Annotated in this window: 10 protein-coding genes and 1 riboswitch; of the genes, 3 read left to right on the plus strand and 7 right to left on the minus strand. The window is 71.9% G+C overall.

Going from position 1 to position 12,521, the window contains the following annotated elements:
* Window positions 1-20 precede the first annotated feature (20 nt).
* Window positions 21-689 carry a transglycosylase family protein gene (locus ABZ272_RS12170; protein WP_355049967.1) on the minus strand — a complete coding sequence of 223 codons (669 nt, stop codon included), beginning with the start codon at window positions 687-689 and terminating at the stop codon, window positions 21-23.
* Window positions 689-859, minus strand: a riboswitch (cyclic di-AMP (ydaO/yuaA leader). (Overlaps the previous gene by 1 nt.)
* Window positions 860-1,081: 222 nt before the next feature.
* Window positions 1,082-2,998, minus strand: coding sequence for a molecular chaperone HtpG (gene htpG / locus ABZ272_RS12175; RefSeq protein WP_355049968.1), 1,917 nt, complete (start codon window positions 2,996-2,998; stop codon window positions 1,082-1,084).
* Between the two features lie 191 nt (window positions 2,999-3,189).
* On the opposite strand from htpG, the gene ABZ272_RS12180 reads away from it, so the two are divergent.
* Entirely contained in the window at window positions 3,190-3,888 is a 699-nt protein-coding gene (locus tag ABZ272_RS12180; protein WP_355049969.1) for an SDR family oxidoreductase, read from the plus strand.
* A gap of 106 nt (window positions 3,889-3,994) precedes the next feature.
* Here the strand turns inward: ABZ272_RS12180 and ABZ272_RS12185 are convergent, their stop codons facing one another.
* Complete coding sequence (locus tag ABZ272_RS12185) at window positions 3,995-4,501, minus strand: hypothetical protein (RefSeq protein WP_355049970.1); 507 nt, start codon at window positions 4,499-4,501, stop codon at window positions 3,995-3,997.
* Window positions 4,502-4,633: 132 nt separating this feature from the next.
* Window positions 4,634-6,391: a M28 family peptidase gene (locus ABZ272_RS12190; RefSeq protein ID WP_355049971.1), complete on the minus strand. Its 1,758-nt coding sequence runs from the start codon at window positions 6,389-6,391 to the stop codon at window positions 4,634-4,636.
* 204 nt (window positions 6,392-6,595) lie between these two features.
* On the opposite strand from ABZ272_RS12190, the gene ABZ272_RS12195 reads away from it, so the two are divergent.
* Complete coding sequence (locus ABZ272_RS12195; RefSeq protein WP_355049972.1) at window positions 6,596-9,415, plus strand: ATP-binding protein; 2,820 nt, start codon at window positions 6,596-6,598, stop codon at window positions 9,413-9,415.
* Between the two features lie 79 nt (window positions 9,416-9,494).
* Here ABZ272_RS12195 and ABZ272_RS12200 read toward each other — a convergent pair whose 3' ends face one another.
* Together ABZ272_RS12200 and ABZ272_RS12205 are read right to left on the minus strand one after the other, a co-directional pair.
* Complete coding sequence (locus ABZ272_RS12200) at window positions 9,495-10,244, minus strand: hypothetical protein (protein WP_355049973.1); 750 nt, start codon at window positions 10,242-10,244, stop codon at window positions 9,495-9,497.
* The gene (locus tag ABZ272_RS12205; protein WP_355049974.1) at window positions 10,241-10,741 is read right to left on the minus strand and encodes a SigE family RNA polymerase sigma factor; all 501 of its coding nucleotides are present in this window, start codon (window positions 10,739-10,741) and stop codon (window positions 10,241-10,243) included. The genes ABZ272_RS12200 and ABZ272_RS12205 overlap by 4 nt, the downstream gene beginning before the upstream one ends.
* Window positions 10,742-10,881: 140 nt before the next feature.
* Between ABZ272_RS12205 and ABZ272_RS12210 the strand changes: the two genes are divergently transcribed.
* A complete protein-coding gene (locus ABZ272_RS12210; RefSeq protein WP_355049975.1) occupies window positions 10,882-11,703 on the plus strand; it encodes a DUF3152 domain-containing protein in 822 nt (273 codons plus the stop codon).
* A 9-nt stretch (window positions 11,704-11,712) separates the two neighbouring features.
* Here ABZ272_RS12210 and ABZ272_RS12215 read toward each other — a convergent pair whose 3' ends face one another.
* Window positions 11,713-12,381 (minus strand): hypothetical protein, encoded by a 669-nt coding sequence (locus ABZ272_RS12215; protein WP_355049976.1) that lies wholly within the window; start codon window positions 12,379-12,381, stop codon window positions 11,713-11,715.
* Window positions 12,382-12,521 lie beyond the last annotated feature (140 nt).

Consider the following 12,521-nt stretch of genomic DNA (forward strand, 5'->3'; position numbering starts at 1 on the left):
AGCGTTCGTCGGTACCTACGTCAGAGAGCGAGCCGCTGCCCCGGGAAGATCAGGCCCGGGTCCGCGCCGATCAGCTGACGGTTGCGCTCGTACAGGGCCTGCCAGCCGCCGCCGCGGGGGTGCCGCTCGGCGATCTCCGACAGGGTGTCCCCCGGCGCGACCACGTACGTGTCGCCGCTGGCCGCCGGGGCGGTCCGCTCGTGACCACGGGTGGCCGGCTGGTCGCCGCGGGACGGCCGCTCCTTGCCGGAGGTGGACGTCGACGACTTGGAGGTCGACTTCGTCGGGGACTTCGCGGTGGACTTCGTCGAGGTACCGCCCGACGAACCGCCCTTGCGGCCGCAGGTCGGCCACGCGCCGATGCCCTGCCCGTCGAGCACCTTCTCGGCGATCGCGATCTGCTCGCCACGGCTGGCCAGGTCGGCGCGGGCGGCGTACTTCTTGCCGCCGTAGCCGGCCCAGGTGCCCTGGGAGAACTGCAACCCGCCGTAGTAGCCGTTCCCAGTGTTGATCTTCCAGTTGCCACCGGACTCGCACTGGGCGATCGCGTCCCAGTTGACACCGGCCTGGGCCGGCGCCGCCGGGCCGAAGAGGGCGACGGCGCCGGTGACCGCGCCGACCGCCAGGGTACCGACGGCGACGCGGCGGGTGGTGACCCGTCGATGACGGGGGGTGTACGTAGACGTCATGGATCGTTCCTCCACGCCGGCGAGGTGAGCTGTCGGGTTCGGGCCGAGGAGCCCGGCCGCGCGCTGGCGGCTTCACCCCGAGGTGACATGCACCGAGGAACGTTGGGTCCCCCGCTCCTGCCCGGGTTCTGTTTCCGACGACCGGGGGCAGGATTAGGCGTTGCCGGTCGCGGCGTCCACGGTGGTGGACCCGACCGACGGTAGGCACGGTGGGTGACCGTCGCCCAACGCTTGTGAAGTTGTTCACCGGCTCACGCGGGGCGCTCCGGCCAGCGGTTGCGGACGACGTCCACCTGTGCACTGACCATGATGGACCGTTTCCGATCAGGTCCGACGTCCGCGTCCCGACCGGCCGGCGGACCCTCGGATCGGGGGCCGCCGGCCGGGGACAATCAGAGGGTGCGCGCCAGCCGGTCGGCGAGGGTACGGGTGAACCGGGCCGGGTCGGCCAGCTCGCCGCCTTCGGCGAGGACCGCCAGGCCGTACAGCAGCTCGGCGGTCTCGGTCAGGGCCGGGCCGGAGTCGCCCTGCTCGTGGGCCTTGCGCAGCCCGGCGACCAGCGGGTGACCCGGATTGATCTCCAGGATCCGCTTGGTCGAGGGGACCTCGTGCCCCATCGCCCGGTACATCTTCTCCAGCGTCGGCGTGAGGTCGTGCGCGTCACCGACCACACAGGCCGGTGAGGTGGTCAGCCGCGAGGACAGGCGGACCTCCCGGACACTGTCGGCCAGGGTCGTGCCCAGCCAGTCCACCAGCGCGGCGAACTCCTGCCGCTGCTGCTCACGCTCGGCCTCGGCCTGCTGCTTCTCCTCGTCGGTGTCCAGGTCGACCTGGCCCTTGGCGATCGAGCGCAACGGCCGGCCGTCGTACTCGCCGACGCGCTCGACCCACACCTCGTCGACCGGGTCGGTGAGCAGCAGCACCTCGTGGCCCTTGGCCCGGAACGCCTCCAGGTGCGGGGAGTTCTCGATGGTGGTCCGGGAGTCGCCGGTGGCGTACCAGATATCGGTCTGGCCGTCCTTCATCCGCGACACGTAGCCGGCCAGGTCGGTGGGCTCCGCCGCGTCGTGGGTGGACGCGACCGACAGGATCTCCAGCAGGGTGTCGCGGTTGTCGGCGTCGTCGATCAGCCCTTCCTTGACCACCGCGCCGAACTCGGTCCAGAAGGTGCGGTAGCGCTCGGCGTGGTTGGCCTTGAGGTCCTTGACGGTGGCGAGGACCTTCTTGACCAGGCGGCGGCGGACGATCTGGATCTGCCGGTCCTGCTGGAGGATCTCGCGGGAGATGTTCAGCGACAGGTCGTGGGCGTCGACGACACCCTTGACGAAGCGCAGGTAGGTGGGGACCAGCGCCTCGCAGTCGTCCATGATGAACACGCGCTTGACGTAGAGCTGCACGCCACGGCGGCCCTGCGGGGAGAACATGTCCAGCGGGGCGTGGCTGGGCAGGAACAGCAGCGCCTCGTACTCGAAGGTGCCCTCGCCCTTCATGTGCACGACCTCGAGCGGGTCGGCCCAGTCGTGGCTGACGTGCTTGTAGAACTCGTTGTACTCGGCGGCGTCGACCTCGTCGCGGGGACGCGCCCACAGCGCCTTCATCGAGTTGAGGGTCTGCACCTCGCTGGTGGGCGGCTCGCCCTCGGCGCCCGAGCGCTCGACGCTCATGCGGATCGGCCACGCGATGAAGTCGGAGTAGCGCTTGACGATCTCGCGGATCGTCCACTCGGCGGTGTAGTCGTGCAGGTTGTCCTCGGTGTCGGCCGGCTTGAGGTGCAGGGTCACCGAGGTGCCCGCCGGCGCCTCGTCGACGGACTCGATCGAGTAGGTGCCCTCGCCGGTGGACTCCCAGCGGGTGCCGCCGGTCTCGCCGGCCTTACGGGTCAGCAGGGTGACCCGGTCGGCGACCATGAACGCGGCGTAGAAGCCGACGCCGAACTGCCCGATCAGTTCCTGCGAGGCGCGGGCGTCGGCCGACTCGCGGAGCTGGCGCAGCAGCTCGGCGGTGCCCGACTTGGCGATCGTGCCGATCAGCCGGACCACCTCGTCACGGGTCATCCCGATGCCGTTGTCCCGCACGGTCAGCGTGCGCGCGTCCCGGTCGACCTCGATGGCGACGTGCAGGTCGTCGGTGTCGGCGACGAGGTCCTTGTCGACGAGCGTCGCCAGCCGCAGCTTGTCCAGGGCGTCGGACGCGTTCGAGATGAGTTCCCGCAGGAAGACGTCCTTGTTCGAGTAGATCGAGTGGACGACCAGCTGGAGGAGCTGACGCGCCTCGGCCTGGAACTCCAACGTCTCGGCCTGGTTGCTCACACCGTCTCCCTTCTCGGCTCGTACGGAGGTTCGCGCAAAGGATACGAGTCGTCACGGGCGCAGGTGTGTGCGCCTCCGGGTCGTATTCCCGATTCCCGTCCGTCCGTCGCGTGACCTACCTGACTTTGCTTAACAGAAGTCAGCCGGATAACGTTCCGGTCGAGAAGCCGCCACGAACCCTGGAGCACTCCATGAAGATCGCTGGAAGCACCGCCCTCGTCACCGGCGCCAACCGGGGCTTCGGCCGGCACCTGGCCGCCGAGCTCGTCGCCCGCGGAGCCACGGTCTACGCCGGCGCGCGCAACCCGGACAGCGTCGACCTGCCCGGCGTGACGCCGGTCCGGCTGGACATCACCGACCCGGCCTCGGTGGCCGCCGCCGCGAAGCTGGCCGGCGACGTGAACCTGCTGGTCAACAACGCCGGCATCGACAGCCGGGCGGACCTGCTCGAGGGTGACCTCGACCTGATCCGGCTCGAGCTGGAGACGCACTACGTCGGCAACCTGTCGATGATCCGGTCCTTCGCGCCGGTCATCGCCGGCAACGGCGGCGGAACCATCCTCAACGTCCTGTCCGTGCTGTCCTGGGTGAATTTCCCCCTGCACGGGTCGTACGGCGCGGCGAAGTCGGCCGAGTGGGCGATGACCAACGCGCTGCGCCTCCAGCTCGCCGAGCGGGGCGTCCGGGTCGCCGGCCTGCACGTCGGCTACATGGACACCGACATGGCCGCGACGGTCACCGGCCCCAAGTCCGACCCGGCGGAGATCGCCCGGATCGGCGTCGACGGCATCGAGGCCGACGCGTACGAGATCGTCACCGACGACATCAGCCGGCAGGTGCAGGCCGGGCTCGCGGGCGGCGTCGCCGCCCTCTACCCGCAGCTCCCCTGACCGCTGCCCCACCGGGAACGCGACGGGCCGCCGCCGGGATGCACCGGCGGCGGCCCTTGATCGGGTACGCGGTCAGCTCCCGCCGCGTACGCCGTCACACTCGCGGTCAGCAGCCACCGCAGGTGTAGAAGAGGATGTCCCAGTGGCTCCCCTCCTTGGTGTAGAGGTTGCCCGACGGCGCGCGGTACTGGTAACCGAAGCCGGAGATGTAGCCGACATAGGCGTAGTTCGCGGAGATGTAGTTCTGGATGCACGTGCTCAGCGCGATGTCGAGCTTGTAGCCGTTCCAGTGGCTGTACGTGCCCCCGGCGTGCCCGACCTCGGTTCCCGCGGTGATGGTGACCGCGCAGCCGCTGGCCCGCTTGAAGGTGATGATGCCGTCGATGGTGGCCTGCCGGACCCCGTCGAACGAGGTGCAGGTGGACACGTTGCGGTCGCTGCAGTTGCCGCTGGAGGTCCAGGAGATGCCGGCGGCGCGCAGCTGCGAGGTGGCGCTGGAATGGCTGATGGCGAAGGCCGGAGCGGCCAGGCCGAACGTGGCGCAGACCGCCGCCAGGGTGGCCACGAGCAGCGTGAGCACGCGGCGGCGCAGGGTGGATCGAGTGGGTGACATGGCACTCCCGTTCGCGTGAGGGGCGGAATTCTGCGAATCAGGGGCCGGCCTTGAAGGATTTCTACCAGAGATAGACGGGCGTGACCAGATGTCGGGTGGGGGCGCCCGACAGCACGCCCCCACCCGACGCCCTCAGCTGGCCTGCAGCGTCACGTCGTCGATCACGAAGCTGGTCTGCAACGACGAGTCCTCGGTGCCGGTGAACTTCAGGGTCACCGTCTGCCCGGCGAACCCGGCCACGTTGAACGTGCGCTGGGTGTAGCCCGAGGCGGCGTTCAGGTTCGAGTACGTCGCCAGGGTGGTCGAGCCCACCTGCACGGTGAGCTTGTCGTACGCCGTGGAGCTGGTCGTCTCGGCGGTGTCGATGTGCAGCCAGAACGACAGCGTGTAGCTGGCGCATCCGGCCGGCACGGTCACCGACTGGGACAGGGTGTCGGTGTGGGTGCTGCCGTACCCGTCGAGCCACGCCTTGTACGACCCGGTCCGGGCCGCCTGGCCGCTGGAACTGGTGATCACGCCGGAGGAGGCGGTCCACGGCGTACTGCCGCTCTCGAAGCCACCGTTGCCGATCACCTGCCCACCGGCACAGCCCCCGGAACCGGTCACCGTGAGGGTGAGGCTGGCGGTCCGGGTGACCGAGCCGGTGCCGGTGACCGTGACCGTGACGGTGCCGGTGGCGGCGCTGGACGACGCGGTCAGCGTCATCGTGGCCGAGCCGCCGGAGGTCACCGACGACGGGCTGAACGAGACGCTCACCCCGCTGGGCGCGCCGGACGCGCTGAGGCTGACCGTCTGCGCCGAGCCGGAGGTGGTCGCGGTGCTGACCGTGGCGCTGGTGCTGGCGCCCCGGGCCACGCTGAGCGCGGTGGGGCTGACCGCGACCGAGAAGTCGTTGGTCGGGGTGCCGGTGCCCACGGCGAGCTGCCACAGCGCGTACGCGACACCGTCCGCGGCCCGGTTCAGCACGGTGGCGCTGACGTTGGCGGTGGTGTCACAGGACCGGTGGTAGCAGGCGTCGTACGCCGCGTTGGCGGTGCCGCCCCACTTGGCCGCCTGACTGCTGGTCTTACGGGCGCTCGCGCCCGCGGCGTACCCGGAGGTCGGGATGCCGGCCTGCTGGAAGTAGTAGTCGTCGGACCGGCCCTGGCCCTCGACGTTCTCCTCCGGTTGCAGCCCCAGCGAGTCCCAGTACGCCTTCAGCGGCGCCGCCGTGGTGGAGCTGACCCGGTTGATGAAGTAGCCGCCGTTGGTGGAGCCGACCATGTCGAAGTTGTAGTAGCCCTTGATGTAGCCGCGCTGGGTGGAGTTGAGCGAGTTGACGTAGAAGCGGGAGCCGTTGAGGCCCTGCTCCTCGTCGGTCCACCAGGCGAACCGGACCTTCTTCGTTACGGTCGGGTTCTGCGCGGCGAGGACCAGGGCGTTCTCCAGCAGGGTGGCCGAGCCGGACCCGTTGTCGTTGATGCCCGGACCGGCCGAGACGCTGTCCAGGTGGGCGCCGAACATGACCACCTGGTCGGCCGGGCCGCCGGGCCACTCGGCGATGAGGTTGTTCGACGGGTACGTGCAGCTGGAGCAGTACTGCTCGCTGACGGTGTAGCCGGCCGCCTGGAGCTTGCCCTTGACGTAGCTGAGCGAGGCGGTGTAGCCGGCGGACCCGGCCCTCCGGTTGCCGCCGTTGCTGCTGGCGATGGAGTTGAACTGGGTCAGGTGCGCCTGGACGTTGGTGACGGAGATGTCCGGCGCCGCCAGGACGGCGGCGGACGCGGCGATCGGCCGGCCCGCTGTCGTCGCGGCGGAAGGTGACGCGGTCGCCGGCTGGGCGGCCAGCGTCACCGTCATCCCGGTGAACACGGCGAGCGCGATTCCCGCGCTCAGCGTTCTACCTCTCATGGGGGCTCCTCGGGGTCGGAGAGATAACCGAGACACTTACAGATATCTATGTCTGTGACATCGGACGTTCGTCCCGAACCCCCGCCCGTTAGACGGTGGGTACCGGCGTCGGCACAGGTGAGTAGAGGTGCCAGGATGGGTAGGTAACACCAGCAGGGGTCGTCGGGCCCGGAACGGGGGGCTAGCGATGAGGCCGGGTCGAGCGTGACACGACCCCGCACCGACCTGTTCGACGGCGGCGGGGCCACCGGACGGCTGATGGCGGAGCTGGACTGGGCCGACACACCGCTCGGCGCGGTGTCCGACTGGCCGCAGAGCCTGCGCTCCGCCGTACGGATGGTGCTCTCCTCCCGCTACCCGATGCTGCTGCTCTGGGGCGACCGCCTCTCGCAGCTCTACAACGACGCGTACTCGGCGCTGATCGGCGACAAGCACCCCGGCGCGCTGGGCGACGACGTACGGGTGACCCTGGCCGAGGGCTGGGACGTCCTCGCACCCCTGATCGAGCAGGCCATGGCGACCGGGGTGGCCAGTTGGGTACCCGCCCTCCAGCTCCTGCTGGAGCGCGCCGGCTACCGCGAGGAGGCCTACTTCAGCGTCTCGCACGCCCCGGCCCGCGACGACGACGGCCGCACCGTGGGCGTGCTGACGGTGTGCAGCGAGGTCACCGAACAGGTCGTCGGCGAACGGCGACTGCGGCTGCTGCGCGACCTGTCCCTGCGCGGCGACGGGCGCACCGTCGACGTGGACGCGACCTGCGCGCGGCTGATCGACGCGATCGACGGCCACCCGCTGGACGTGCCGTTCGCCGCGATCTACCTGCGCGACGGCGGAACCCTGCGGCGGATCGCCCACGCGGGCGGCGACCCGCGCGACGCGACCATCACCGGGTCGCTGCCGACCGTCGTCGACCTGGCCGACCCGGGCCCGACGGCCCGCGCCTGGGGGCTGCCGGACGCGGCGGCGGGGCGGCCCACCGACGTGACCGGCCTCGACGAGTGGCTGTCACTGCCCGCCGGCCCGTGGGGCGATCCGGCCCGCGCCGCGCTGGCGCTGCCGTTGCCGTCGGGTGCCGAGGACCAGCCGCTCGGCGTCCTGCTGGTCGGCGTCAGCCCCAACCGCTCGCTGGACGAGGCGTACCGCTCCTTCTACCAACTGTTGACGCAGCAGGTCTCGACGGCGGTGCGCAACGCCCAGGAGTACGAGCGGGAGCGACGCCGGGCCGAGACGCTGGCCGAGCTGGACCGGGTGAAGACCACCTTCTTCACCAATGTCAGCCACGAGTTCCGTACCCCGCTGACCCTCATGCTCGGGCCGTTGGCCGACGCCCTCGCCGACACCGCCGCGCCCCTGACGCCTCCGCAGCGCGAGCGGGTCGAGACCGCCTGGCGCAGCGCGACCCGGCTGTTGACGCTGGTCAACAGCCTGCTCACCTTCTCCAGCCTGGAGGCCGGCCGGGCTCGCAGCGACGCCCACGAGGTCGACCTGCCGGCGCTCACCGCCGAGCTGGCCAGCGTCTTCCGCGCCGCCGTCGAGCGGGCCGGGCTGACCCTGGACGTCGACTGCCCGCCGCTGCCCCACCCGGTCACCGTCGATCCGGTCAACTGGGAACGCATCGTCACCAACCTGCTGTCCAACGCCCTGAAGTACACGTTCATCGGTGGCATCCGCGTCGCGGTGGACGCCGACCACGACGAGGTACGCCTGACCGTCGCCGACACCGGCATCGGGATCGCCGAGGCGGACCTGCCGAAGCTCTTCGAACGCTTCCACCGGGTGCAGGGCGCGCGGTCGCGCAGCCACGAGGGCACCGGAATCGGCCTGGCCCTGGTCAACGAGCTGGCCCGGCTGGAGGGCGGCGAGGTGCGGGTGACCAGCCAGGTGGGCGCCGGCACCACCTTTACCGTGGCCCTGCCCTGGTCGGCGGCACGGCGCGTGGCGGCGACCGGTCCGTCCCTCGAGGGGCGGGGCGACGCGGCACGCGCCGCCGTCCAGGAGGCGACGGGCTGGCTGACCGACCCGACCGGAGAGGTCGCCGAGCCCGCCGCGGCGCCCGGTCCGGCCGCCGACGAGCTGGCCGGCGCACGGATCCTGCTCGCCGACGACAACAGCGACATGCGCGCGTACCTGAGTCGGCTGCTCGCCGCGCAGGGCTGGCGGGTGCGGTCGGTCACCGACGGCCGGCAGGCCCTCGACGCGATTCACCGGGAGCTACCGGACCTGGTGCTCACCGACGTGATGATGCCCGTGCTGGACGGCTTCGACCTGGTCCGCCGGTTGCGCGCGGACCCCGCGACCCGATCGCTGCCGGTGCTCGTGCTCTCCGCGCGAGCCGGCGAGGAGGCCAGCGTGGCGGGTCTGAGCCTGGGCGCCGACGACTACCTGGTGAAGCCGTTCGCCGCCGCCGAGCTGATCGCCCGGATCCGGACCGCCATCCGCCGCGCGCGCACCGAGGTACCCGGCGACGCCGCCCCCGCGCCGAGCGCCCCTGGCGACCCGGCCCCCGCCGACGCCCCGACGCCGACCACCTCCGCCCGACCCACGGCGGTCGAGGTCCAGCCCGGTCCGAGCGCGCCCCGCGCGGATCGCGTGACCGGCGATCCGGCCGCCGAGTCCACGGCCGATACCCCGGACGACGACGGGCTCGGCGACCGGCTGGACGCGCAGTGGACGTACCCGTCCGTGCCCACCTCGGCGGCCGCGATGCGACGGGACGTCCGGCTGGCGTTGGACGACCTGGACGTCGACGGGGACGTGGCGGAGGATCTGCTGCTCGCCGCCTCCGAGGCGATGAACAACGCCGTCGAGCACGCGCAACGACCCAGCCGCCCCGAGGTGCGGGTCCGGCTCCAGGTGGGCGACACGCTGGTCCGGATCTCGGTACGCGATTTCGGCACCTGGCGGGACCGTCGACCGGCCATGGACCGTGGCCGGGGCGCCCTGCTGATGAACGCCTACGGCGAGGTACGGCTCGTCTCCACCGGCGAGGGGACGACCGTGACCATCGAACGCCGGCTGCTCTGATCTACCGGAGCGGCCCGCTCCCGGGTCCGGGCTACGGCCGCCCCGGCACCAGGTACCGGCGACCCGCGCCGGCCCGTGGTCAGAGCCGGCGACCCGCGCCGTCGCGGGCGACGATGCCGTCGAGGCGCTGCCCGGGAGCGAGAGTGGTCGGGTCGAACCAGAAGATCACGACCTGCTTGTCGAGACTCCAGCGCGCCACCGTGGCGTCGACCTGTCGACCGTCGACGCTGCCGATGATCCGCGTCGCCGGGCCGACGAAGTAGCCGAAGGTGGGCACCGGGAAGACCGACTCGCTCTCGTCGTACCCGATCTGGTGGAAGCCGGGGCTCCGGTCGCTGCCCTCGACGTCGTTGACCAGGATGTCCGTACGCACCGTGCCGTCCGCGGCACGGCGACCGGCGGCCAACCCGATGCTCACCCTGGGTGCCGCCGGGACCGTCACCGCGACGAAGAAGTAGACCCGCCGGTCGGTGCCGTGCCCCATTCCCGAGTCGATCACCTGACCCAGGGGCTTGGGATCCGGCACGCCACGAGCCTTCGTGGGCGGTGGCGTCGGCTCGTCCGACGTCGCCGCGACACCGGTCGGCGACGAGGCCACGGCGACCGGGGACGCGGGCTCCGTCGGCGCGGAATCGCGCGAACCGCTCGGGTCGACCGTCACCGCGGTGACGGCGACCAGCCCGGCCGCGAGTGTCGCCGCAGCGGCTCCGGTGACCCGCCGACGGGTCCGCAACCGTCGCCCGTCGCGCATCACCCGGGCCAGGTCGATCATGGCGTCGGGGCGCTCGGTCGCCCGCATGGCGTCCCGCAGCCGATCCAGCTCGCTCATCGGCGCGCCCCCTCGTCGGTGGTACGCGGCGCGGCGGTGCGCAGCTTCTCCAGGGCCCGTGAGCTGGTGCTCTTGACGGTGCCCACGGACACGGCGAGTTCTCGGGCCACCTGCACCTCCGGCAGGTCGAAGTAGTAGCGCAGCACGACGATGGCCCGCTCCCGAGGGCTCAGCGCGCCGAGGATGGCGACCAACCAGCGCCGGGTGGCCACGTCGTCGGCCACGTCACCGTGTCGCTGCTCGGGCACCTCGTCGGTCGGGTACTCCCGCATCGGCCGTCGCCACCGGTCCACCAGGTGGTTGACCAACGTGCGACGCGCGTACCCGTAGGCGTCGTCGTCGTGGATCCGCGACCACGACGCGTACGTGCGGACCAGCGCGGTCTGCGCGGCGTCCTCGGCCTGGTGGTGGTCGCCGGTCATCAGGAACGCGGCGTGCACCAGCCGCGCGGACGCCGCCCGCGCGAACTCGACGAACTCCGCGTCACCCCGCGCCACCGCGAACCCTCCCCCGTGCCACATCACCTCAGACGGGTGCGGCCGCCGAAAGGTTGAGATCCGGATCACTTCAACTTTTCGTCGCCACGACCCGTCTTCTCCTGTGCGCCCGCCTCCAGGCGACGCGCGAGGGGAGAGACATGTCGACGAAGGGTACCCGCCGGTGGCATCTGGCCTCGGCGGCGTCACTGCTGGCGGTGGCGCTGCTCACCGGATGCACGGGGCCAGCGGCCGGGCAGCCCGCCGGAGACCCCGCCACCGGACCGCGACCTGGTGACCAGGCCTCGAACCGGCCGACCGGCGTCGGAATCCTCGGCACCCGCAGCACGCCCAACCGTCCGGTCAGCTATCCCGCGACCGGCGGCAACCGCTGGACGATCGCCGCGGCCGAGACGACGCGCGGTGGCGCGGAGAGCGGCACCCTGCTGCGCTACCGGGTCGCCGTGGAACGCGACATCCATGGTCTCGCGGCGGGTGACATCGCCACCGCGATCACCGCGACGTTGAACGACCCGCGCGGATGGACGGCGGGCGGGGACTGGAGGCTGCGGCGGGTGGGCGCCGACGATCCGGCGGACTTCACCATCTACCTGGCGACCCCCGGCACCCGCGACACTCTCTGCCAGGACGTACCGGACGGCTACACGTCCTGCCGCAGCGGCAACAAGGTGGTGCTGAACGTGGCGCGCTGGGTGTCGAGCGTGCCGGACTACGGTGCGAGCCTGACCACCTACCGGCAGTACATGGTCAACCACGAGGTAGGGCACCGGCTCGGGTTCGGCCACGAACGCTGCCCGGGATCGGGCCGGCCGGCGCCGGTGATGCAGCAGCAGACGTTGGGCCTGCACGGTTGCCGTGCCAACGCGTGGCCGTACCCGAACGGCGCGACCCGCTACCACGGCCCGTCCGGGGCGTACGACGACGCGATCCCCCGGCGCGAGGGCGCGTACCCGAAGCACTGACACCGCCGGTCAGGGTCGGCGGCGGCGCTCCTGCTCGAGTCGCTCGTCCAGCCGACCCAGCTCGTAGATGGCGTTGAGGCTGGTCGGCAGGCGGCGGACGTTGTCCGGCCCGGGATCGGGATCGGAAGATGGCGTCGGGTCGGGAGTCGGTGCGGGACCGGCCGAGGGACCGGCAGCGCCACGGCGGCGCAGCAGCAGCACCGCCAGCCCGACCAGGACCGCCGCCACCAGGAGATAGGACACGGGCGGCCAGCCATCGCGGACGGGGTCGGTGATGGCCGGCGCGACGATCGGCGCCGGGGTGTCGCCGCCGCGCGGGGGCACGGCCGGGTCGCGTCCGTTGGTGCCCGCGCGCCCGTCGGGGCGATCGGGCGGGACCGTCGCCCGGGCACCGGCAGACGACTCGGCGGGCCCGGGGTTCGCGCCGGGCGTCGACCGGCTGGGCGCGGTCGCGGGTGGTCGGCTCGGGCCGGAGGTCGGGGCACGGGTGCCGCTCGGCGTCGGGATCGGTGTGGTCGTCCCACCGCCGCCCAGTAGGTCGCCGACGATCCGGCCGACACCGCCGACCAGTTCACCGAGCGGACCCGGTGTGGCGGACACCGTCGGCGTCGGCGCGGGTGTGGGCGTGGGCGCGAGGGCGAGGGCGAGGGTCAACGCGAGGACGACGACGGCAGGCATCCATCCACCTCCGATGTGCCGATGCGAGGCACCGTATCGCAAGGTGGGACGCCCTGGGGTGCCACGCCACGCCACGCCGCAGCTAACGCCGATAGCGGCGCGTCGTCGGCTGTTACCCAGCGGTTACGCGGCGGCGAGGT

It is taken from the genome of Micromonospora sp. NPDC005979, from assembly GCF_040614415.1.
Lineage (GTDB): Bacteria > Actinomycetota > Actinomycetes > Mycobacteriales > Micromonosporaceae > Micromonospora.

What these genes read in the sequence shown, in the direction of transcription:
- ABZ272_RS12210 (WP_355049975.1), top strand. Translation starts at nt 10,882, where the DNA reads ATGTCGACGAAGGGTACCCGCCGGTGGCATCTGGCCTCGGCGGCGTCA.
- ABZ272_RS12215 (WP_355049976.1), bottom strand. Translation starts at nt 12,381, where the DNA reads ATGCCTGCCGTCGTCGTCCTCGCGTTGACCCTCGCCCTCGCCCTCGCG.
- ABZ272_RS12200 (WP_355049973.1), bottom strand. Translation starts at nt 10,244, where the DNA reads ATGAGCGAGCTGGATCGGCTGCGGGACGCCATGCGGGCGACCGAGCGC.
- ABZ272_RS12170 (WP_355049967.1), bottom strand. Translation starts at nt 689, where the DNA reads ATGACGTCTACGTACACCCCCCGTCATCGACGGGTCACCACCCGCCGC.
- ABZ272_RS12185 (WP_355049970.1), bottom strand. Translation starts at nt 4,501, where the DNA reads ATGTCACCCACTCGATCCACCCTGCGCCGCCGCGTGCTCACGCTGCTC.
- ABZ272_RS12190 (WP_355049971.1), bottom strand. Translation starts at nt 6,391, where the DNA reads ATGAGAGGTAGAACGCTGAGCGCGGGAATCGCGCTCGCCGTGTTCACC.
- ABZ272_RS12180 (WP_355049969.1), top strand. Translation starts at nt 3,190, where the DNA reads ATGAAGATCGCTGGAAGCACCGCCCTCGTCACCGGCGCCAACCGGGGC.